This window comes from Corynebacterium sp. 32222D000AT (genome assembly GCF_053546955.1).
Window position 1 is genome coordinate 138,576 of sequence record NZ_JBPPVW010000004.1, and the last position, 21,587, is coordinate 160,162.

16 protein-coding genes are annotated in these 21,587 nt (G+C 66.9%); 10 read left to right on the forward strand and 6 right to left on the reverse strand.

Features of this window, described 5'->3' with window-relative positions:
- Positions 1–3: 3 nt before the first annotated feature.
- Positions 4–1,140 carry a P-loop NTPase gene (locus tag ACEE23_RS03785; RefSeq protein WP_368519616.1) on the reverse strand — a complete coding sequence of 379 codons (1,137 nt, stop codon included), beginning with the start codon at positions 1,138–1,140 and terminating at the stop codon, positions 4–6.
- A 91-nt stretch (positions 1,141–1,231) separates the two neighbouring features.
- Between ACEE23_RS03785 and ACEE23_RS03790 the strand changes: the two genes are divergently transcribed.
- A complete protein-coding gene (locus ACEE23_RS03790) occupies positions 1,232–1,936 on the forward strand; it encodes a hypothetical protein (protein WP_368519617.1) in 705 nt (234 codons plus the stop codon).
- A gap of 134 nt (positions 1,937–2,070) precedes the next feature.
- Positions 2,071–3,099, forward strand: a complete 1,029-nt coding sequence (locus ACEE23_RS03795; RefSeq protein ID WP_368519618.1) for an HNH endonuclease signature motif containing protein — start codon at positions 2,071–2,073, stop codon at positions 3,097–3,099.
- Positions 3,100–3,186: 87 nt separating this feature from the next.
- On the opposite strand, the gene ACEE23_RS03800 is transcribed toward ACEE23_RS03795, so the two are convergent.
- A complete protein-coding gene (locus ACEE23_RS03800) occupies positions 3,187–6,930 on the reverse strand; it encodes a multifunctional oxoglutarate decarboxylase/oxoglutarate dehydrogenase thiamine pyrophosphate-binding subunit/dihydrolipoyllysine-residue succinyltransferase subunit (protein ID WP_448871521.1) in 3,744 nt (1,247 codons plus the stop codon).
- A gap of 144 nt (positions 6,931–7,074) precedes the next feature.
- The gene (locus tag ACEE23_RS03805; RefSeq protein WP_368521043.1) at positions 7,075–7,842 is read right to left on the reverse strand and encodes a hypothetical protein; all 768 of its coding nucleotides are present in this window, start codon (positions 7,840–7,842) and stop codon (positions 7,075–7,077) included.
- A gap of 116 nt (positions 7,843–7,958) precedes the next feature.
- Between ACEE23_RS03805 and ACEE23_RS03810 the strand changes: the two genes are divergently transcribed.
- The 3 genes from ACEE23_RS03810 to ACEE23_RS03820 are packed head-to-tail and all read left to right on the forward strand — an operon-like array spanning position 7,959 to position 11,389.
- Entirely contained in the window at positions 7,959–9,659 is a 1,701-nt protein-coding gene (locus ACEE23_RS03810; protein ID WP_448871519.1) for a carboxylesterase/lipase family protein, read from the forward strand.
- 54 nt (positions 9,660–9,713) lie between these two features.
- On the forward strand, positions 9,714–10,526 hold the full coding sequence (locus ACEE23_RS03815; protein WP_368519622.1) for a DNA primase: 813 nt from the start codon (positions 9,714–9,716) through the stop codon (positions 10,524–10,526).
- A 26-nt stretch (positions 10,527–10,552) separates the two neighbouring features.
- The gene (locus ACEE23_RS03820) at positions 10,553–11,389 is read left to right on the forward strand and encodes a hypothetical protein (protein WP_368519623.1); all 837 of its coding nucleotides are present in this window, start codon (positions 10,553–10,555) and stop codon (positions 11,387–11,389) included.
- Positions 11,390–11,401: 12 nt separating this feature from the next.
- Here the strand turns inward: ACEE23_RS03820 and ACEE23_RS03825 are convergent, their stop codons facing one another.
- Positions 11,402–11,908 carry a hypothetical protein gene (locus ACEE23_RS03825; protein ID WP_368519624.1) on the reverse strand — a complete coding sequence of 169 codons (507 nt, stop codon included), beginning with the start codon at positions 11,906–11,908 and terminating at the stop codon, positions 11,402–11,404.
- Positions 11,909–12,014: 106 nt separating this feature from the next.
- Here ACEE23_RS03825 and ACEE23_RS03830 point away from each other — a divergent pair, with 106 nt between their 5' ends.
- Positions 12,015–13,289 carry an MFS transporter gene (locus tag ACEE23_RS03830; RefSeq protein ID WP_368534105.1) on the forward strand — a complete coding sequence of 425 codons (1,275 nt, stop codon included), beginning with the start codon at positions 12,015–12,017 and terminating at the stop codon, positions 13,287–13,289.
- A 1-nt stretch (position 13,290) separates the two neighbouring features.
- On the opposite strand, the gene ACEE23_RS03835 is transcribed toward ACEE23_RS03830, so the two are convergent.
- Entirely contained in the window at positions 13,291–14,352 is a 1,062-nt protein-coding gene (locus ACEE23_RS03835) for an alcohol dehydrogenase catalytic domain-containing protein (RefSeq protein ID WP_448871516.1), read from the reverse strand.
- A gap of 344 nt (positions 14,353–14,696) precedes the next feature.
- Between ACEE23_RS03835 and ACEE23_RS03840 the strand changes: the two genes are divergently transcribed.
- Positions 14,697–16,013: a YjiH family protein gene (locus tag ACEE23_RS03840; RefSeq protein ID WP_448871535.1), complete on the forward strand. Its 1,317-nt coding sequence runs from the start codon at positions 14,697–14,699 to the stop codon at positions 16,011–16,013.
- Between the two features lie 44 nt (positions 16,014–16,057).
- Here ACEE23_RS03840 and hutG read toward each other — a convergent pair whose 3' ends face one another.
- A complete protein-coding gene (gene hutG, locus ACEE23_RS03845; RefSeq protein WP_448871514.1) occupies positions 16,058–17,044 on the reverse strand; it encodes a formimidoylglutamase in 987 nt (328 codons plus the stop codon).
- Positions 17,045–17,105: 61 nt separating this feature from the next.
- Between hutG and ACEE23_RS03850 the strand changes: the two genes are divergently transcribed.
- The 3 genes from ACEE23_RS03850 (at position 17,106) to ACEE23_RS03860 (ending at position 21,563) form a co-directional block, all read left to right on the forward strand.
- Entirely contained in the window at positions 17,106–17,849 is a 744-nt protein-coding gene (locus tag ACEE23_RS03850; protein ID WP_448871512.1) for an IclR family transcriptional regulator, read from the forward strand.
- A 166-nt stretch (positions 17,850–18,015) separates the two neighbouring features.
- Positions 18,016–19,605 carry a histidine ammonia-lyase gene (gene hutH / locus ACEE23_RS03855; RefSeq protein WP_448871510.1) on the forward strand — a complete coding sequence of 530 codons (1,590 nt, stop codon included), beginning with the start codon at positions 18,016–18,018 and terminating at the stop codon, positions 19,603–19,605.
- A gap of 281 nt (positions 19,606–19,886) precedes the next feature.
- Entirely contained in the window at positions 19,887–21,563 is a 1,677-nt protein-coding gene (locus ACEE23_RS03860; protein ID WP_448871508.1) for a urocanate hydratase, read from the forward strand.
- Positions 21,564–21,587: the final 24 nt, after the last annotated feature.

Consider the following 21,587-nt stretch of genomic DNA (forward strand, 5'->3'; position numbering starts at 1 on the left):
CGTTTAGTGCTGGGTAACGCCCAAGCCCAGCGGCTTGCCGGCCAGGGAATCCTTCCGCACCGCGATCTTGTCCGCGATGGCGGCCACCGCTTGCGCGGCAGCCGAGTCGGGGGCCTGCTCGAGGATCGGCACGCCGGCATCGCCGCCGGTGCGCAGCGCCGGATCCAGCGGAATCTGGCCCAGCAGCGGGACCTCGTGGCCCAAAAGGGTGCTCAGCCGGTCCGCGACGATCTGGCCGCCGCCGCTGCCGAAGATGTCCATCGTGGTGCCGTCCGGCATGACCATCGCGCCCATGTTCTCAATGACGCCGGCCACACGCTGGCGGGTCTGCTGGGAGATGGAGCCGGCGCGCTCGGCGACCTCCGCGGCCGCGGCCTGCGGGGTGGTGACGATGAGCAGCTCGGCGTTGGGGATGAGCTGGGCCACCGAGAGCGCGACATCGCCGGTGCCGGGAGGGAGATCCAGCAGCAGCACGTCGAGGTCGCCCCAGAAGACGTCGACCAGGAACTGCTGGAGGGCGCGGTGGAGCATCGGCCCGCGCCAGACGACCGGCGCGTTGCCCTCGACGAACTGGCCGATGGAGATGTGCTTAATATCGTGCGCGATGGGCGGCAGCAGCATCTCCTCGTCCAGCACGGTGGGGCCTGTCGTCGAGCCCAGCAGGCCGGGGACGGAGTGGCCGTAGATGTCGGCATCGATAATGCCTACCTTGAGGCTCTTGCGCTGCAGGGCGGAGGCCAGGTTGACGGTCACGGAGGACTTGCCGACGCCGCCCTTGCCCGAGGCCACCGCGAAGACGCGGGTGGTGGAATCGGGCTTCGCGAACGGGATTTCCGGCTCGGCCTTGCCGCCGCGGAGCTTCTTTTTGAGTTCGAGGCGCTGCTCGTCGTTCATCGCATCCAGCGTCACGGTGACGTTGCCAACGCCGTCGATGTCTTCCAACGCCGCCTGGGTGTTGGACTGGATGGTGTTTTTCATCGGGCAGCCGGCGATGGTCAGGTAGATTTCCACGGCGACGTCGTTGCCGTCGACGGAAATGGACTTGACCATGTCGAGTTCGGTAATCGGGCGCCCGATTTCAGGATCCTCTACGCGGGAGAGCGCGCTGCGGACAGCGGATTCGGTTAGTGCACTAGTCATATCATGAACCATCGTAGTAACCGGGCGGGGAAAATACACGTCGGGGCACGCCGTGTAAGATGACAGGGAATTTCAACGTTGGGAGGATTCGATGCGTGTGCAAGCCGGTGCCGCCTGCCTGGTGGCCGCGGTGGTGGCCTTGAGCGGGTGCGCGGACGCCGATCCGGGCAGCTCCGCCGACCCGCGGGAAGACGCGGACATCCGCATCCTGGTCGACTCGCAGGAGACGGAGGGCCAGGTCGTCGCCGAAATCTTCAAGCAGGCCTTCGCCCGCAACGACCGGCATGCCGAGCTAGTCGTCGAGGACAACACAGCCGGTTCCTCCCTGGTGGAAAAGATGGGCGAGGAAGGTAATTTCTGGGCCGCCTGCACCGGCGATGCCCTCTACGCCCTCGACCCCGACCGCGCCCGGGAGATGGCCGAAGATTTCGGCGCCGGCGAGGCCAGCCGGGACGAGGACCGCAACGGGCAGACGCACATCGCGATGATGGAATCGCTGCCGACCACGCTGACCACCGTCGACCCGTCGACCGCCCAGGGCTGCAGCGCGAGCCCCGCCAGCGAGCTGCCGCAGAACTACAGCCCCATCTTCACGAAGGGCCTGCTGGACCGGGAAGAAATGGAGATGCTGGGCTCGCTGTCGAAATTCCTGATCGAGCAGGACATCGACGAGTTGGTCGAGGAGGTCGAGACCGGTGACGGCGACATCGAGAAGGTCGTTTCCCGCTGGAGCCAGAACAGCGTCCCCGAAGGCGAGCTGGACGCGAACAGCGACTCGGATTCCACCGAAGAATAGCGCCCCGGAAAATAGCGCCCGGGCCTGTGGATAACTCCGCGGTATATGCGCCCGCATATAATTTGGGCCGGTTATCCACAGGCTAGCGCCCCGAATCCTTGAGCCGCGCCGCGCGGGCTGCTGTTCTAGGAGGCATGAACACAGAATTTGATCCAGACCGTTTAGAACGCACGCGGGCGTACTTCGGGGCGCGGGCGACGGGCATCGCCCTGCTGGAGGAAGTCCGCGGCGCGAGCGTCGACGACCTCGTGCAGCATGCCGGTGCCACGCGCGCCGGTGCCGAAGAGCTGCTGGGAGTGCGCGACCTCTTTTTCGGGGCCACCCGCTACCGTGGTCGCCAACGCCGGGCGCTAGCGTCTGCGCGCCGGATTGGCCACGACCTGGCGGTGCTGCTGGTGATCGCCTACCACGTGGGGCGGGCCCGCAAGCAGGACGACGCCTGGCGCATCTTCGAGGAACTTGCGGCCATTGCGGCGGACGAGGAGGCGATGGGGCGCATCGCTCGCCGCAAGGTGCGCGAGGCCAACCCCAGCCCAACCCGCACGCCCGGCGTCGAGCTGCGTCGCGGCAAGGACGGACTGTGGTCGTGGAAGATTACCGCGGACTCGGCGTTCATCGCGGACCTGCACGCCAACATCGACTCGGTCGACGACGCCCGCGCCGTCCTCTTAGGCGGCGGCGGGGCGGCCACACCGGCAATCACCAACGCGGTCATGGACATCAGCGACTTCGGTCGCCTGCTTAACGATGCCTCCTCCGGCGCCGAAGACATCGCCGTCCAGCTGACCAACGGCGCCGTCGTCAGCGGCGCCGAGCTGGTGCGGCGCAAGCTCAGCGAATTCGGTTTCGTCGGCCTGGTCGACCCAGTGCGCGGGCCGGTGAACCTCTACCGCATCGAACGCTTTGCCTCCGACAAGCAGCGGCGCCTGGCGCTGATTGAAAACCCGGTCTGCGCCTGGCCGGACTGCCTGGTGGGCGGGGATGAATGCCAGGTACACCACATACAGGCCTGGGAGCGGGGAGGGCCGACCAACATGGACAACCTGGTCACCTTGTGCCCGCACCACAACGGCGCGAATGATGACGCGGGGTGCGGCGGGCCGGCATCGCGGGGCAGGATGGCACGGGTGCGCGGAAAGACGGTGTGGATACCGCCCCGGTAGGTCCGCCTAGAAACAAAAAACCGACCCGCCGCCTCCCTAGCTGAGGGAGGGCAGCGGGCCGGCTAGTCGGCGTGCCTAGAGCGCGGTCTAGACGTCGAAGGCCTCATCGAGCAGGTTCTTCTGCTCGAGCTGGTGGACCTTGGACACGCCGGTGGCAGTCGAGGACTGCGCGCGGCGGGACACGCGGACCAGTTCCGGCATGTCCGGAATCAGCTCGCGCAGGTGCTCGTTGTAGAACGGCCACGGGCCCTGGTTGGCCGGCTCGTCCTGGACGAAGCGCACCTGGGTGGCGTTCGGGTAGGTCTCGAAGGCCTCGCGCAGGCGGTTGAACGGGATCGGGTGCAGCATCTCGACGCGCACGATGGCGATGTCGTCGCGGCCGTCCTTCTCCCGCTTCTTCTCCAGGTCGTAGTAGATCTTGCCGGAGCAGAGCATGATGGTCTTGACCTTGTCCGGGTCGCCGACAACCTTGCCGTTGTGGTCGACCTGGTTCGGGTCGTTGATGACCGAGCGGAAGGAGGTCACCTCGGTGAAGTCCTCCACCGCCGAGGTCGCCTGCTTGTTACGCAGCATGGACTTCGGGGTGAAAACGACCAGCGGACGCTTCATCGTGCCCAGTGCCTGGCGGCGCAGCAGGTGGAAGTGGTTGGCCGGGGTGGTCGGCTGCGCCACGGTCATCGAGCCCTCAGCGCACAGCTGCAGGTAGCGCTCGATACGGGCGGAGGAGTGGTCCGGGCCCTGGCCCTCGTAGCCGTGCGGCAGCAGCAGCACGAGCGAGGAGGTCTGGCCCCACTTGGCCTCGCCGGAGGCGACGTACTCATCGATGATGGTCTGCGCGCCGTTGGCGAAGTCGCCGAACTGGGCCTCCCAGGCCACCAGGGCGTCCTGGTTGCCCAGGGAGTAGCCGTACTCGAAGCCCATGCCGGCGTACTCGGTCAGGGCGGAGTTGTAGATGAGGAACTTGCCGCCGTTGCCCTTGGCGTCGGCCAGGTGGTTGAGCGGGTTGTACTCCTGGCCGGTCTCCGGGTCGAACAGGACTGCGTGGCGCTGGGTGAAGGTACCGCGGCGGGTATCCTCACCGGCGATACGGATGACCTTGCCGGAGTTTGCCAGGGAGCCGAAGGCGAGCAGCTCGCCCCAGGCCCAGTCGATGCCGCCTTCCTGCGCGGTCTTGGCCCGCTCCTTGGCGACCTTGGACACGCGCTTGTGCAGGTCGAAGCCCTCCGGCGGGTTGACGAAGGCCTGGCCCAGCTCGTTCATCTCCTCGGCGGTGATGGAGGTATCCAGACCGCGGGTCAGCTCCTGGGACGAGGTAATACCGGTCTGCTCCTGCGGGCCGGTCTTTTCGGCTTCCTTGACCTCGGTGAACACGGACTCCATCTGGTCGTGGAAGTCGCGGGCGGCGGCCTCGGCGTCTTCCGCCGAGAGATCGCCACGGCCGATGAGGTCCTCGGTGTAGGACTCGCGCACGCCCTTGTGGTCGTTGATGAGGTCGTAGAGAACCGGCTGGGTCATCGACGGGTCGTCGGCCTCGTTGTGGCCGCGCAGGCGGTAGCAGATGAGGTCGATGAAGACGTCCTTGCCGAACTGGCGGCGGTACTCGGTAGCCAGCTGGCCGACCCAGACGACGGCCTCCGGGTCGTCGCCGTTGACGTGGAAGACCGGGCAGTCGAAGCCCTTGGCCAGGTCGGTGGCGTAGTGGGTCGAGCGGCCGGAGTCCGGGGTGGTGGTGAAACCAATCTGGTTGTTGACCACGATGTGGATGGTGCCGCCGACGGTGTAGCCGCGCAGGTTGGACAGGTTGATGGTCTCCTGGACCACACCCAGGCCGGTGAAGGAGGCATCGCCGTGCAGCATCAGCGGGACGACGGAGTAGCCCTCGTCGCCCTGGTCGATGATGTCCTGCTTGGCGCGGGCCATACCGACCAGCACCGGGTCGACGGCCTCCAGGTGGGACGGGTTGGCGGTCAGGGAGACCTTAATCTCGCCGTCGCCGAACATCTGGAGGTGCTCGCCGCTGGCGCCCAGGTGGTACTTAACGTCGCCAGAGCCGCCCAGCTGGCCGCCGCGGTAGTTGCCGTCGAACTCTTCGAAGAGCTCGGCCAGCGGCTTGCCCACGATGTTGAACAGGACGTTCAGGCGGCCGCGGTGCGGCATGCCGATGACGACCTCGTCCAGGCCCTGGCCGGCGGCGGTGTCGATGATGGAGTCCATCAGCGGGATGAGGGACTCGGCGCCCTCCAGGGAGAAGCGCTTCTGGCCGACGTACTTGGTCTGCAGGAAGTTCTCGAAAGCCTCGGCGGCGTTGACCTTCTGCAGGATGTACTTCTGCTCGGCATTGGTCGGCTTGGGCATGCCGTCCTCGAGGCGATCTTGCAGCCAGCCGCGCTCGTCGCGATCGAGGATGTGGGCGTACTCGGAGCCGACCTTCAGGGTGTAGGCCGAACGCAGGCGGGACAGGACCTCGCGCAGCGTCATGGACTCCTTGCCGCCGAAGCCACCGACGTTGAAGGTGCGGTCCAGGTCCCAGATGGTCAGGCCGTGGGTGGCCATGTCCAGGTCGCGGTGATCCGGCGACGGCAGGCCCGGCTGGTGCCAGCCCAGCGGGTTGACGTCGGCCAGCAGGTGGCCGCGGGAACGGTAGGCCTCGATGAGCTGCATGACGCGGGTGTTCTTGTCCACGCCGGAGTTCGGGACGTCCTGGGCCCAGCGGAACGGCTGGTAGGGAACGCCCATCTCGGCGAAGAGCTCGTCCCAGAACTTGTCGTCGACCAGCAGCTGGCCGATGGTGCGCAGGAACTCACCGGACTCCGCGCCCTGGATGACGCGGTGGTCGTAGGTGGAGGTCAGCGTGACCAGACGGCCCACGCCCAGGTCCGCCAGGCGGTCGGCGGAAGCGCCGGCGAACTCGGCCGGGTAGTCCATGGAGCCGACACCGATGATGGAGCCGGAGCCCTTGGTCAGGCGGGCGATGGAGTGGCGCGTGCCGATGCCGCCCGGGTTGGTCAGGTTGATGGTCACGCCGGAGAAGTCGTCCATCGTCAGCTTGCCGTTGCGGGAACGGGTGACGATGTCCTCGTAGGCGTCGACGAACTCGGAAAAGCCCTTGTTTTCACATTCCTTGATGGCGGCGACGACCAGCGCGCGGGAGCCATCCTTCTGCGGCAGGTCGATGGCCAGGCCCAAGTTGATGTGCTCGGGCTGGACGACGGTCGGCTTGCCGTCGGAGACCTCGTAGCGCACGTTCATGGCCGGGTGGATCTGGGTGGCCTTAACCAGGGCGTAGCCGATGATGTGAGTAAAGGAGATCTTGCCACCGCGGGTGCGCTTGAGGTGGTCGTTGATCATGGAGCGGTTTTCCCACATGAGCTTGACCGGCATGTCGCGCACGGTGGTTGCGGTCGGGATCTCCAGGGACTCGTCCATGTTCTTGGCGATGGCCTTGAAGGTACCCTTCAGCGACTTCTGGCCCGGTTCGGGGGTAGCGCCGATGCGATCCAGGGGTGAAGTCGGGGCCTTTTCCTTAGCCGGAGTGTTGGCCTTGGCGGATTCCTTCTGCGCCTTCTTTACACCCTTGGAGACCTCAGTCTCGCGGACGTTCTGCTTGGTCTTAGCAGTCGTGCCTTCAGATTCCTTGGGCGCCTTCGCCGGCTTGTCCTTCTTCGGCTGGGTCGACCCGGATTTGCCAGCGTCAGCCGACTTTTTGGGGGCGCCGTTGGCCTCGAAAAACTCCCGCCATTCCTTATCTACGGAGGATGGATCCTGGGAATACTGCTGGAACTGTTCGTCAATCAGCCACGCGTTGGGGCCGAATATATTCGACTTGCTCACGGCAGGTGCTCGCCTCTTTTCCTTTAGCTTTGTCGGGTAGTCACATCAACTTTAGTGGTAAACATCCACGGCGGGGGTAATGCCCCCAGCAAAGTGGTCCGTTCCCAATGATACGGGTCAACAGCTGGCTGACAATCCTGCTTCTTAATTGGTGATCGCGGGCAGCGGATCGAGGTTGGTGCGGGCGTGTTCGATGACCTGACGGGCCAGCTTGCGGTTGGCCACGGAGCCCAAAAACGCGCCGATTCCGAGCGGCATTAGCTTGGACACCCAGGCCCATTTGAAGCGCTTGGTGATCTGCTTGGTAAAGAGCTTGCCCAGGCGCGCGTTCATCCCGGACAGGGTAGGGGCGGAAAAACGCGTCAGCGATGCCGCGCTCGACAGGCTCGCCCCCTGGCCCAGGTCGCCGACGATGGTGTCGACGAGCGCCGAGCCCTTGGAACCGGTCAGCACCAACAGCACGAGCGCGCGCCTCTGCTCCTCGTTGCTGACATCGATGCCCCGCAGGTGCGCGGAGGCCAGGATGTACCAGGCCGCGGCCTCTAAGAAAACGAGCGAATCCGCCCCGATGGCGGCCGCGCCGGTGAAAAAGCCGACGCCCGGAACGGAGGCGGCCGCGCCGGCCCCGGCGCCCGTGCCCGTGGTGATGTTGCGGAAGTGCTTGTCGATAATCGCCTGGATCTGTTCCGGCGTGGCGTTCGGATTGCGCTTCTTGACCGACTCGACGTATTTGACGATGGTGCCGGCCTGGATCTTGACGGCCTTATCTAAAGACTTGAGCAGAGTGGCCGTCCACTTGTCGGCGTTGTCCGGATCAATGTCGTAGCGCTGCAGGTTGTCCGCGGCCTCTTCCGGGGTGACGGTAGCTACCGCGCCGTTGTCTTCTTTGTTTTTCTTACCAATTCCAAACACGTTTCGTCTCCTCCGATAAATAGGTCCTATACCACTCTAGGGGAAAGTGTGGTGGGGCATCGTCAAGCGTGCGCAAGGTTGCGCAAACCCGACGCGAGCTTACTACGCTGGAATCCATGGGGCCCTGGGACGAGGAGTGGGAAGAAGAATCAGTCGCTGCCGCGCGCCGGCAAGCGGCAGCCGCCCATGCCCGCGCCGCCGAAGCCCAGGCGGCCGCGCACGCCCACCCCGGCGACGGGCTGGCCATCCGGACGGCCGCCGGCTGGGTCCACGGCAAGCGCGAGCACGACGACGAAGGCCTCGACGTCAGCTCCTGGAAGGGGATCCCGTTCGGCAAGGACACCGCGCTCACCGGGCGGTTTTGTGCCCCCGAGCCGGTGGCGGCCTGGGAAGGCGTGCGCGAATGCCGGGACTTCGGCGAGGTGGCGCCGCAGCCGACGTATTCGTGGACTGAGAGGGTCATCGGCAGCGAAGACTGCCTGAACCTGGACGTGGTGCGGCCGACGGGCACGCAGCGGCTGCCGGTGGTGGTCTACCTGCACGGAGGGTCCTTCATCATGGGCTCGTCGCACATGCTGATGCTGCGCGGTTTCCACCTGGCGCAGTCGATGAACGTCGTCTACGTTTCTATTAACTTCCGCCTCGGCGCGCTGGGCTACCTGGATATGCGCAGCCTGCCGGGCGAGTGCGTGGCCAACCCGGCGGTGCTGGACCAGCTCCTGGCGCTGGAGTGGGTGCGGGACAATATCGCCCAGTTCGGCGGCGATCCGGACAACATCACGCTGATGGGCGAGTCCGCCGGGGCGGCCGCGGTGCTTACCCTCATGACGAGCCCGGCGGCGCAGGGGCTCTTCCACAAGGCCATCGCCCAGTCGCCGCCCATCGGGCTGATTCATTCCCGCGCGCAGTCGACGCTGTGGGCCCGCGAGCTGGTCAAGCGTCTGGCCTTGCCGAGGGGAAGCGGCATCGATGAGCTGCGCGCCGAGGAGTGGCCGGACCTGGTCCGCGCTGGGCAGTCGATGATGTGGCGCGCCGGGGAGTTGCTGCACCTGAATTCCTGTTACTCGCCGACGGTCGACGAGGACGTGCTGCCCGCACACCCGCTGGAAGCCTTTGAGAAGGGGAGGCAAGCGGGGGTTCCGCTGCTGGTGGGGACCAACTCGGGCGAGACCAGTTTTGCCAAGTACCTGTTCCAGCGGGAGGATTCCCGCGCCCGCGCCGGGCTGCGGCTGCTACGGTCCTTCGACGAGCGCAACGCCGAACGGGTGGTGGACGCCTACGGGCGGGCCGAGGGCCGGCGGGATTTCGCCGACCTGCTTTCCGATGCCCTGTTCTGGGCGCCCACCGTCCGCGCCGCCGAGGCCCACGCGGAGCGCTACCCGACGTGGATGTACCGCTACGACTACACGCCGATGGCGCTGCGCTGGCTGGGGCTCGGCGCGGTGCACTCGCTGGAGCTGGCCAACGTCTTCGGGGATCCGAAATCCTCGCGGATGTCGCTGGTGACCAAGCTGGGCAACGGGGACGCGGGGGAGTCGATGACGGAGTTGATGCAGGACCACTGGGCACGGTTCATTTGGGAGTCGGAGCCGGCGCCCAGCTGGCCGCGCTACCGGGTGGAAGGCGCGCAAGAATCCGAAGAATCCGAAGAAGCCGAGCTGCGCGCGACGCAGGTTTACGATATCCCGCCGCGGGTGGACCACGATCCGAAGGCCGAGCAGCGCCGGGCTTGGGAGGACTATTCCATGCTGGAATGGGGTGCCGGCCGCCCGGAGCTGCTGGCGGAACTGGGATTCATCACGAGCGAGCCCGATTAGCGGTAGGCTAGGGCCGGTGCACCACTGCCTAAACACAAGGACGGATTGCTGAACATGAGCTTTTTCGAAGATATCGCAATTGCCTTGGACGCCGAAGGAATTGAATCCCGGGTCAACGACGACGTCTTGTTCGTCCCGATCACCGCGGAGCTGGAGATCCAGTTCGTGGAGATCGACCCGCTGCTGCCCGCTGCCAACGTCTACATTGCTGCCGCGGACGTCGACGAGGATGACGAAAACTTCGAGGCAGTGCTGGTCTCGGTGGCGTTTTCGGTAGAGGACGCGACCGAGGCGGTCGCCCGCCACATCGCCACCGACCAGGTGGTCACGGTGCTGCGGGATCTCATCGAAGGTACCGACGAGCGGATTTCCGACCTGGAATTCGAGCAGGACTCCTTTAACCCGAACCTGGTGGTCGCCGAGGTAGGCGAGGACTCCGAGCTGCGCGTGCTCGTGGAGACCGTAGACGGCATCCCGCAGGCGATCGTGCGTTTCCTGGCCTTCGACTTCGACGAGGACGAGCTCGACGCCGCCGAGGACGAGGCCATCTCGGAAGCCTGGGACCAGGGCGAGGCCGACGGCATCGTGGAGGAAGACCGGATCGCGCTGTTTGAAAGCGGCGAGCTGGCCGAAGGCGCGCCGATCATCGAGGTGCCGGCCGAGACCCTAGAGTTGGGCACCTACACCGACTTTGACCGCCTCTTCGACGTGCTGGGCTTGGTCTCCGAGCAGGCGCTTGACTGGGAGGCCCAGCTGGTCTCCTTCGACGCGGGCGAATTTGATGAGCCGGATGTCTACGACATCTTCGGCGAAGACGTCGACGATGCCGATTTCGCCGACTACGAGGACACCACCGGCGAAGACTAATGCACCTCCCCGTTCAAGGATCGCGGGTGAAGTGGCGGAAGGTTTTCGTTGGCCTCGCCACCGCGTTGTTAATCGCCGTGTGGGCCGCGGGCATTAAATACCCTTCCAGCTTGCTGGCGGAGGGGATTTTCGCCAGCACCCCGGCGCTGTTGATGTGGCTCGGGGTGGTTGTCGCCGCGGCCCTGCTGCTGTTGGCCCGGGTTGACGAGCTGCCGGGGACAGTCTTCAAGTTGTTTCCCTGCGCGGTGGCGGTCAACGTGCTGATTGGCTGGCTTTTCCGGGCCTGGGAACTGCCGTTTTATTTCGACAGTATCGGTACCGGTATAGCCGCCATCGTGGGCGGACCGCTGCTGGGGATGGCCACTGGGGCCGCTAGCGGCGCGGTCATGGCGCTGGGGGCGCCGGGAGATCTGGCTTTCGCGTCCGTCGGGGCCCTGGCCGGGGTGCTGTTCGGCTGGGCCGCCAAGCGTCAGTGGTGCAGCTCGGTCCTGCGCATCCTGGCCGCCGGCTGGCTGATTGGACTTACCACCGCGCTGGCTTCCTGTCCGCCCCGGCTGTGGCCGCAGCCCGAGACCAACGCCGCGGGGCTGCGGCACCTAACCGATTTCTATTTCCTGCTGTCCCGGCACCAGGGGTTTTCCACGGTTATGCAGGTGCTGACCTCGGATACGATTGACAAGATTTTCTGTCTGCTACTGGCCGGGGTGCTCTTGCGTACGCTGCCTGCCGCGCTGCAGCTGCGCTTGAGCTACGGCGGCAACGTGGAGCGCCTGGGCGGGTTGCTGCGCGCGCCGGACGAGGCCGAGCGGGCCCGCGAACAGATGCGGGCCTATCAGCGGCACACCCTCCAGACCGGGCGCTAAACCTCACCGCGCCTAGGCGGCCTGGTCGAAGCCGGCGAAGAGCGAGATGGGGGAATGCACCGGCTGGAAGTCGCGGTCGACGAGCCAGATGAAGGTGTGGGCGGTGCCGGAGCTGAGCTCGTGGACGGCATCGATAAGCTCTTTGTCGATGACGGCGCGGACCCAGGCCTCCGCGGTAGTGCTGTCGACGAAGTCGCCGCCGGCGTGGGTAAAGCGCAAGGAGACCACGTAGGCGGGCTCGCGCTCGGCGCCGTAGCCCTTAGCACGGGCTTTGGCGCGCGGGCCGACGCGGTGGCGCGTGATCGCCACGTTGAGCCCGGGGCTGCCGGCCACCGGTGGCAGGGAGACCGACGGTGGACGCCAGTTCGCCAGCGGACGAGCCAGGGAACGCGGGTGGCGCATGATGCTGGTTACCGCCCGGGCGTCCTCCCAGGCGGTGAACTGGATTTCGGAGGCCAAGCGGCTGGGGGAGATGGTCGAGGCGGCGGTGGGCTGGGGGCGGTAGTTCGTGTTCTTCATGCCTTAAAAGCTAGCGGCCCGTGGGGACATAGCCTCGCGCGAATTAGAACGCATGTGCGAATCTGGCTGGCGGATTTGGGGGCACCGGCTAAGCTAGGGATTTACCATGTCAGATACCGCGCCAGATTCCTCGCAGCCCAGCCCAGCCACTCCAGCCATTCCGCGGCAGATCTGGGTGCTCGTGGCTGCTGTCTTCATTATCGCGCTGGGCTACGGGCTCATCGCGCCACTGTTGCCGCAGTTCGTGGTGAGCTTCGACGTCTCGATGGCTGCGGCGGGCCTGGTCGTGTCGATTTTTTCCGCCTCCCGGCTGCTTTTTGCCCCGGCCTCGGGTTACCTGGTCAACCGGATAGGATCCCGGCGCATCTACCTGACCGGCCTTCTGACCGTGGCGGTGATGACGGGCTTGGTCTCGCTGGCGCAGGCGTACTGGCATATCATCGCGCTGCGCTTTTTGGCGGGGATTGGCTCGACCATGTTTACGGTCTCGGCCATGGGGCTCATCGTGAGCCTGTCGCCGGCGCAGATCCGCGGCCGGTGCTCGGCGCTGTACGGGACCGCCTTCCTGCTGGGCAATATCGCCGGGCCGCTTTTAGGCGCCGGGCTGGCGTTTTTGGGCTTCCGCTGGCCGTTTTTCATTTATGGCCTCGGCGTGGCGCTGGCCGCCGGCGTGGTCTGGTGGCTGATGCCGCGCTCGGCGGGGACGGGCAATACAAAGTCCAGCCTGCCGCCGATGCACCTTGCACAGGCCTGGCAGGACACCGCCTTTCGGGCCGCGCTGACCTCCAGCTTCGCCCACGGCTGGGTGAATATGGGCGTGCGCGTTTCGGTCATCCCGCTCTTTGCTGCCGCGGTCTTTGCCAACAGCTCCGCCGCCGCGGGTTACGCGCTGGCGGCATTTGCGGCCGGTAACGCCGTGGTCCTGCAGTTCTCCGGACGCTGGGCCGACACCTTTGGCCGGCGCCCGATGATCCTGGCCGGCCTGTGCGGATCGGCCGTTTTTACCTGGCTGCTGGGGCACGCGGACTCGCTGCCGCTGCTGATTGGCTTCTCGGTGCTCACCGGCGCCGCGGCCGGCTTCATCAACCCCGCCCAGCAGGCCACCCTGGCTGACATCATCGGATCCGAGCGCTCCGGCGGGCAGGTGCTCTCCAGCTTCCAGATGGCCATGGACCTTGGCTCTATCTTCGGGCCGGTCGTGGTGGGCGCGCTGGCGGATATCTACGGTTTCCAGACCGCGTTCGCGGTCAGTGGGGCGGTCGCGCTCGTGGGCGTTGTCGCGTGGAGCTTTTCCCGCGAGCCGCTACCGTCCACCCAGGCCAAGCTGCGGGTTATCCCCTGCCTGATTGGGGGACCGCGGCGGCCGAGGAGGCATCGTTAGCCTAGGCGTTGCCGTGCGGGACGATGACGGCGCGGCCGGATACCTCGCCGGCCTGCAGCTTGCGGTAGGCCTCCAGGCCCTCGCTGAGCGGGTAGGTGGTGTACATCGGCTCGAGGTAGCCGTCACGGAAGAGCTCGACCAGCTCGTGGAGCTCGGGCAGCGTGCCCCAGTAGGTGGAGATTAGCTCCGTCTCGCGCGGCGAGGTCAGCCAGGCGAACTCGTAGGGCGAGCCGTTGCCCAGGCCGACCACCGTCACGCGGCTGTCCGGCCCGACGGTGGCCATCGCGGTCGATACCGTCTGGCCCAGGCCGACGAAGTCGAAAGCGGCGTCGATCCCCTTGCCGCCCGTGGCGGCCAGGATATTGTCGACGACGTCGTCATCGGAGGCTACGGTAACCGCGCCCAGGCGCTCGGCCTCCTGGAGGGCGGATTCCTTCGTGTCGGTGGCGATAATCGTCGCGCTCGTCATGGCCTTGAGGATCTGGATGCCCAGCAGGCCCAGCCCGCCCAGGCCGATGACGAGGACGTACTGGCCGCCCTGGTTGAGCGTCGGCAGGGCCTTCTTGATGGCGTGGTATGGGGTCAGGCCGGCATCGGCGAGGGCGGAGGCGGCGATGGGGTCGGCATCGCCCAGCGGGACCAGGTTGCGGGCCGGGACGGTGACGTACTCGGCCATGCCGCCGTCGCGGCCTAGGCCAATGCCGGCGGGGGTGTTGGCGGCGCGGTTGCGGCACTGGAGCATATCGCCGCGCACGCACATGGAGCAGCGCCCACACCCCAGCGGGCCGTAGACCAGGTAGGCGTCGCCCTTCTCGAAGCCCTCCACGGCGGAGCCGACTTCTTCGACCCAGCCGGTAACCTCGTGGCCCAGGGTGAATTCGCGGTGGTAGACGGCGGGGGAGGACTCGCCGAATTCGTCGAAGATGGCGACATCGGAGTGGCAGGCGCCGGAGCCGGCGACCTTCAGCAGGACCTCCGTGGGTGCCGGGGTGGGGCATTCGATGTCTTTGAGCTCGGGGAAAGTGTGCAGGCCGATGTGGCGGATTGCCTTCATGGTGGTCATGTTTTTCTCCGTGTTTTCTGTTTTCTGCCGAAAGGTTTTCTACCGAAAGGTGCGGGTGTGCGTGGTGCGGATAGGGGACGGGGACGCCGCCCAGTCTAGTAATTGGGAACCTACTGGACATTGAAAGTGTTCTAGGTTACATTTAGTGCTACTCGCGTCTGGCTGTCGCGCGGGCATCACAGACCTCACCCCGGTTGCCCAAAACCCGGGAGGGCCGTATGCCCCCTTTTGGCGTGCGCGCTTCTCGTGGCTTTTCGGGCCCCGCCGAAACCCCGATCGACCAGGAGTAAGCAGTGACTACTCAATCCCAACCGCCCGCCGACGAGCGGGTCGAAGCCGCCCCCTTGCCGCGGGTGGACGGCAAGTGGCGCCTGTTCGTCTACAGCGCCATCGGCGCCTTCGTCTTTTTCTTCCCCGTCACCTACGACGGAAAGCAGTCCATCCCGCTGGACCACCTGGTGACCATCATCCAGCAGTACCTGCCCGGGGTCGTGCCGTGGATCATCCTGGCGCTGGCCGCCTACGGCACGTGGCGCTCCATTGCCAACAAGAACTGGGAGCAGGGCCCGCTCCAGGCGGTCTTCACCGTGCTCAACGTCGTGGGGCTGGTGGTCAGCTTCCTGATGGTCATCGACAAGCTGCCGTGGGTTTTGGGCGAGGAGGATCTGGTCCCGTTCCTGTGGAATAAGATCGCGGTTCAGGTCGGGCTGATCGTTCCTATCGGCGGGGCGTTTTTGGCCCTGCTCATCGGCTACGGCCTGCTGGAATTCGTCGGGGTGCTCATGCAGCCCATCATGCGCCCGCTGTGGAAGACCCCGGGGCGCTCGGCTATCGATGCCGTCGCGTCCTTCGTCGGCTCTTATTCCCTGGGCATCCTCATTACCGACCGCGTCTACCAGAGCGGCAGCTACACCGCGCGCGAGGCCTCCATCGTGGCCACGGGCTTTTCGACGGTCTCGGCCGCCTTCATGGTCATCGTCGCCAAGTCGCTGGACATCATGAATATCTGGGGCATCTATTTCACCGTCACCCTGGTGGTGACGTTCCTGGTCACCGCGGTGACCGTGCGCATTCCGCCGCTGCGCACCATCCCGGACGAGTATTACCACTCCGCCGAGCCGGACCCGGAGCGCACCGTGCAGGGCAACCGCTTCCGCGAAGCCTGGCGCGAGGCCCTGCAGGCGCTGGCGACGGCGCCGTCGCTGCGCAAGGGCATCGGCGAGAATTTCCTGGACGGGCTGAAGCTGTCGGGGGCCATCGTGCCCTCCATCATGTCCGTGGGGCTTATCGGCCTGCTGCTGGCCCGGTTCACCCCGGTTTTCGAGTGGATTGGCTACCTGTTCTACCCGTTCGCTTGGATCGTGCGGCTGCCGGAGCCGGTGCTGGCCGGCAAGGCCTCGGCGATGGGCGTGGCGGAGATGTTCCTGCCGGCCACCGCGGTGGCGGACTCGTCCAGCCTGGTGCTGAAGTTCGTGATCGGGGTGGTCTCGGTCTCGGCGATTATCTTCTTCTCGGCGCTGGTGCCCTGCATCCTGGCGACCAAGATTCCGATCAAGCTTTGGCACATGCTGGCCATCTGGTTCGAGCGGGTGGCCCTGACCATCGTGCTGGCCACCCCGATCGCCTACGTGCTCTTCGAGGTCTTAGGGCTCGGGACTTAAAGCCTGGGGGCTTAAAGCCTGGGACTTAAAACTAAGGGGGGGCTTTAAGCGTGGGTGGACGCGTGGGTGGCCACGATATCGGCGATGAGCCGGGCGGCCAGCTTGGCGGTCCGGCCGTCGACGTCGAAGTCGGGGTTGAGCTCCACGACGTCGACCAGACGCAGCTTGCCGGTGGCCGCCACGGCGAGTGCCATCGCGCGGATTGTGGCGAAGTCCACGCCCAACGATGCCGGGGCGGACACGCCCGGCGCGGCGGCGGCCGGCAGGACGTCGAGGTCGATGGACAGGTGGATGGCCGGCTGGTTCTGCACAGACTTGGCCACCAGGCCGGCGGCCTGGGAGGGACTGAGATCCACCAGGTCCTCGTCGAGGACGGTTTCCACGCCGAGCTCGTCGGCGGTGTTGAACAGCACCGCGGTGTTGTTGGCCTCGGAGATGCCGAAGACGGAGTAGTCGAAGGCGGCCGGCTGGTCGGGGCAGGCGTTCTGGACGAACTCGGCGATCTGCTTGAACGGTGTGCCGGAGGTGGCCCGGTCGGCGGTGCGCAGGTCGAAGTGGGCGTCGAGGTTGACGATCTTCAGCGGCTGCTCGCCATTGCCGCGGAAGGCGCCGCAGTGGGTGGCAAACGCCGTTTCGTGCCCGCCGCCCAGCACCACGGCGAGGTTGCCGTTGCCGACGATGTCGCCGACCCAGCGGGAAAGCTCGGCCTGGGAGCCTTCCAGGTCGTCGCCCTGGGTGGTTACGGTGCCGGCGTCGAAGCGGGGGAAGGAGTCGTGGACGGCCAGGCCGCCCAGGGCGGAGCGCAGCGCGGCCGGGCCGGCGGCGGCTCCCTGGCGGCCGCCGTTGCGCAGCACGCCCTCGTCGGAGGCGTAACCGATGAGCACGGCGGCATCGGTAGCAGAAGCGGCGCCGTCATCCGGCAGGGGCCGGACGACGCTGTGCCAGCGGGCGTGTTCGGGGCCGGGGCCGTCGTCGCGGCCGGTCCATTCGGGGGCGGGGGCAAAGAGCGGTTGGTCGCTGATGGTGTTCATAGTCTTCCACTGTAGGCGCTTTGTACCGCGAGTTTGCGGGGGAATTTCCTACAATTGTCGCGTGAGAAAGATTCAGGTGCCCGCCGCCCACAATGCCCTGCGGATTCTGTCGCTGCTGTCTACCATCGACGTGCCGATTTCGGCCGCGCGTATCCGCAGCGAACTGGACCTGCCGCGGTCGAGCACCTACCACCTGCTCAACGAGCTGGTGGAGTCGGGCTTCGTGGTGCACCTGCCGGAGAACCAGACCTACGGGCTGGGGCTGGCGGCCTACGCGATGGCCTCGGCGTATACGACGCAGCAGCCCTTGGTGCGGATGAGCCACCGCTATGTCGAGCAGGCGGCGAACCTGGCGGGCGGGTCCGGGCACCTATCCCGGCTGGCGGGCTCGGAGGTGGTTTACCTGCACGAGGTCCGCAGCCCCGGAGCGGTCTCCCTGGTCACGGAGGTGGGTGTGCGCTTGCAGGCGCTGCGCTCGGCCTCCGGCCGGGTCATGCTGGCCTACCTGCCGGAGGCCGAGGCGCGTGCCACCTTCGCCACCGCGGGGCAGGAGGGTAGCCTGCGGCAGTTTCGCGAGCGCTTGGCCCAGGTGCGCGAGCGCGGCTGGGAGGAGGAGACGGAGGAGATCTCGCGCGGTCAGGCATCGTTGGCCGTGCCGGTGTTGGATCACTTGGCCCGCCCGGCCGCCAGCCTGGCGGTGACCTTCGGGGTGGGCCGGCTGGGCGATGCCACCCGCGCGGCCGTCCTCGACCACCTGCAGTCCTCTGCCCGGCAGATAGCGACGCGGATGTACGGCTCCCGGTAGGGAGGGCAAAGGCCGCCGCCCACGGGGCAACCGGCCAGAGAGAGGCACAACATTTTCAGCCAAATATGTGGTAAATGACACAAATTGAGGTTAGTGTCTGGAAGTAGCGTTCCGCGGCGCACAAGGCTGGGGGACGGGCCAGGCTACGAGAAGGAGACAACTGACCATGGCTGAATTTAAGGCTGACAAGACCGCTTTCGCGGGCGGAAATAGCAGGGATATTAGGGGAGTGGAAGTAGGGATCGGCGGGCTGAGTATCGCCGAGGTCGTGGCGGTGGCCCGCTACGGCGCACGCGTGACGGTGGCTCCGGACGCGCGGGAAGAGGTGGCGGCCACCCGGCAGCGGGTCGAAGACCTGGCCGCCGCGGAGACGCCGGTCTACGGGATTTCCACCGGCTTCGGCGCGCTGGCCCGCCGGCATATCCCCGCCGAAAAGCGCGCCCAGCTGCAGCTGTCCCTGGTGCGCTCCCACGCGGCCGGATCGGGACCGGAGGTGGAAGAAGAGGTCATCCGTGCGCTGATGTTGCTGCGCCTGTCCACGCTGTGCACGGGGCGCACCGGCGTGCGGCCGGTGGTGGTGGACACTTACGCGGCGGCGCTGAACGCCGGGATCGTGCCGGTGGTCTACGAGTACGGCTCGCTGGGCTGCTCCGGCGACCTGGCCCCGCTGGCGCACTGCGCCCTGGCGCTGCTGGGCGAGGGCGAGGTCCGCGTGGAGGGCAAGCGGCAGCCGGCGACCGCGGCCCTGGAGCGCGCCGGGATAACGCCGCTGCAGCTGCGGGAGAAGGAGGGCCTGGCGCTGATCAACGGCACCGACGGGATGCTGGGACAGCTGTGCCTGGCCATCGCGGACCTCGAGGCGCTGGCCCGGCAGGCGGATATCGCGACCGCGCTGACGCTGGAGGGCCTGCAGGGCAGCCTGGACGTCTTCGCGGAGGACCTGCAGCAGCTGCGCCCGCACCCCGGCCAGGCCGCCGCCGCGGCGAATATCCGCGCGCTGGCCGCCGGATCGGAGAACCTGTCCCAGGCCCACGCCGAGTTCGCGCAGTCGCACGTCCAGGACGCCTACTCGGTGCGCTGCGCCCCGCAGGTGGCCGGCGGCTTCCGGGACACGCTGGAGCACGCCCGCCAGGTGGCCGTCAACGAGCTGGCCGCGGCGGTGGACAACCCGGTCGTGGCCCTGGACGGCCGGGTGGTCTCCAACGGCAATTTCCACGGCGCGCCCGTGGCTTATGTACTCGACTTTCTGGCGATCGTGGTTGCGGATCTCGCCTCCATCTCGGAGCGGCGCACGGACCGCTTTTTGGACGTGGCGCGCAACCGCGGCCTGCCCGCCTTCGTCGCGGACGATCCGGGCGTGGATTCCGGCCACATGATCGCGCAGTACACGCAGGCCGGCATCGTCAGCGAGCTGAAGTGCCTGGCGGCCCCGGCATCGGCGGATTCCATCCCGTCGTCGGCCATGCAGGAAGACCACGTCTCCATGGGCTGGTCGGCGGCGCGCAAGCTGCGGCGCGGCATCGACGGCGCGCAGCGCGTGGTGGCGATTGAGATCCTGACTGCGGCCCGCGGCATCGACCTGCGGGGAACCACCCCCGGCGCCGGCGTGGCCGCGGTCGTGGCAGCGCTCCGCGAACGGGTCCCGGGGGTGGGGCCGGACCGCTACCTGGCCCCGGAAGTCGCCGCTGCGGTGCAGATGGTGCAGGACGGCACCTTCCTGCGGGCGGCCGAATCCGCGATCGGCCAGCTGCAATAAACCGGCGTACACCAGCGCAATCCCGTATCTGAGACAGCTAGGTCCCCAGGTACGGGACTTTTTAGTATGACGCGGGTTACTTTTGTTGCACGGCACGCGGTGGCGCACAATCCCACATGTGGTTGCTCCACCTCCGTGCATGCGCGCGGTGCCGCCCACCCACTTCAGGGGTAATCGGGGAGACAGCCCCGGGAAACCGGTCCCCAACGCCCCGGGAAGGAGAGGCGGCATCGGCAAGCGCGTGCTGACCTGCCGCCGGAATGATGAGGAAGGAATACTAAATGTCGGAAGCTCGTGAAGTCCGCGCCCCGCGCGGGACCGAAATCAGCGCCAAGTCCTGGGCCACCGAGGCCCCGCTGCGTATGTTGATGAACAACCTGGACCCGGAGGTCGCTGAGCGCCCCGAGGGCCTGGTCGTCTACGGCGGCACCGGCAAGGCCGCCCGCAGCTGGGAAGCCTTCGACGCCATCGTCGACACGCTGCGCGACCTCGAGGCGGACGAGACCCTGCTGGTGCAGTCCGGCAAGCCGGTCGGCGTGTTTAAGACCAACGAGTGGGCCCCGCGCGTGCTGATTGCTAACTCCAACCTGGTCGGCGACTGGGCCAACTGGGAGCACTTCCGCGAGCTGGAGGCCGAGGGCCTGATGATGTACGGCCAGATGACCGCCGGGTCCTGGATCTACATCGCCACCCAGGGCATCCTGCAGGGCACCTACGAGACCTTCGCGGCCGTGGCCCACAAGCGCTTCGACGGCACGCTCGCCGGCACGCTGACCCTGACCGGCGGCTGCGGCGGCATGGGCGGCGCCCAGCCGCTGGCCGTGACCTTGAACGGCGGCGTGTGCCTCATCGTGGATGTGGACGAGACCCGCCTCAAGCGCCGCCAGTCCAAGCGCTACCTCGACGAGGTAGTCACCGACCTGGACGAGGCCCTCAAGCTGACCCTGGCCGCCAAGGAAGAAAAGCGCGCCCTGTCCGTGGGCCTGGTTGGCAACGCCGCGGAGGTCTTCCCCGAGATCCTCCGCCGCCAGCAGGCCGGCGAGCTGACGGTGGACGTGGTCACCGACCAGACCTCCGCCCACGATCCGCTCAGCTACCTGCCCACCGAGAGCACCGTGGCGGACTGGCACACCGAGGCCCAGGCCGACCCGACCACCTTCACCAAGAAGTCCCGCGAGTCCATGGCCCGCCAGGTCCAGGCCATGGTCGAATTCCAGGACGCCGGCGCCGAGGTCTTCGACTACGGCAACTCCATCCGCGACGAGGCCCGCCACGCCGGCTACACCCGCGCCTTCGAGTTCCCGGGCTTCGTCCCGGCCTATATCCGCCCGCTGTTCTGCGAGGGCCTGGGCCCGTTCCGTTGGGCCGCGCTGTCCGGCGACCCGGAAGACATCAAGGTCACCGACCAGGCGCTTAAGGAGCTCTTCCCGGACAACGAGCACCTGCACAACTGGCTGGATGCTGCCGAGGAATACGTCGAGTTCGAGGGCCTGCCGGCGCGCATTTGCTGGCTGGGCTACAACGAGCGCCACAAGGCCGGCCTGCGGTTTAACGAGCTCGTCGCCGAGGGCAAGATCTCCGCGCCGATCGTTATCGGCCGCGACCACCTGGACTCCGGTTCCGTCGCCTCGCCGTACCGCGAGACCGAGGCCATGCTGGACGGCACCGATGCCGTGGCCGACTGGCCGCTGCTCAACGCCATGACCGCCGTGTCCTCCGGCGCGACCTGGGTTTCCATCCACCACGGCGGCGGCGTCGGGATGGGCCGCTCCATCCACGCCGGCCAGGTCAGCGTCGCCGACGGCACCGAGCTGGCCGCCGCCAAGCTGCGCTCGGTGCTCACCAACGACCCGGGCATGGGCGTTATCCGCCACGTGGACGCGGGCTACACTCGGGCCCAGGAAGTCGCCGAGGAGCGCGGGGTGCGCATCCCGATGGAGTTCAAGGCCCGCGACTAGGTATAAAGCCCCGTTCCCTTTGCC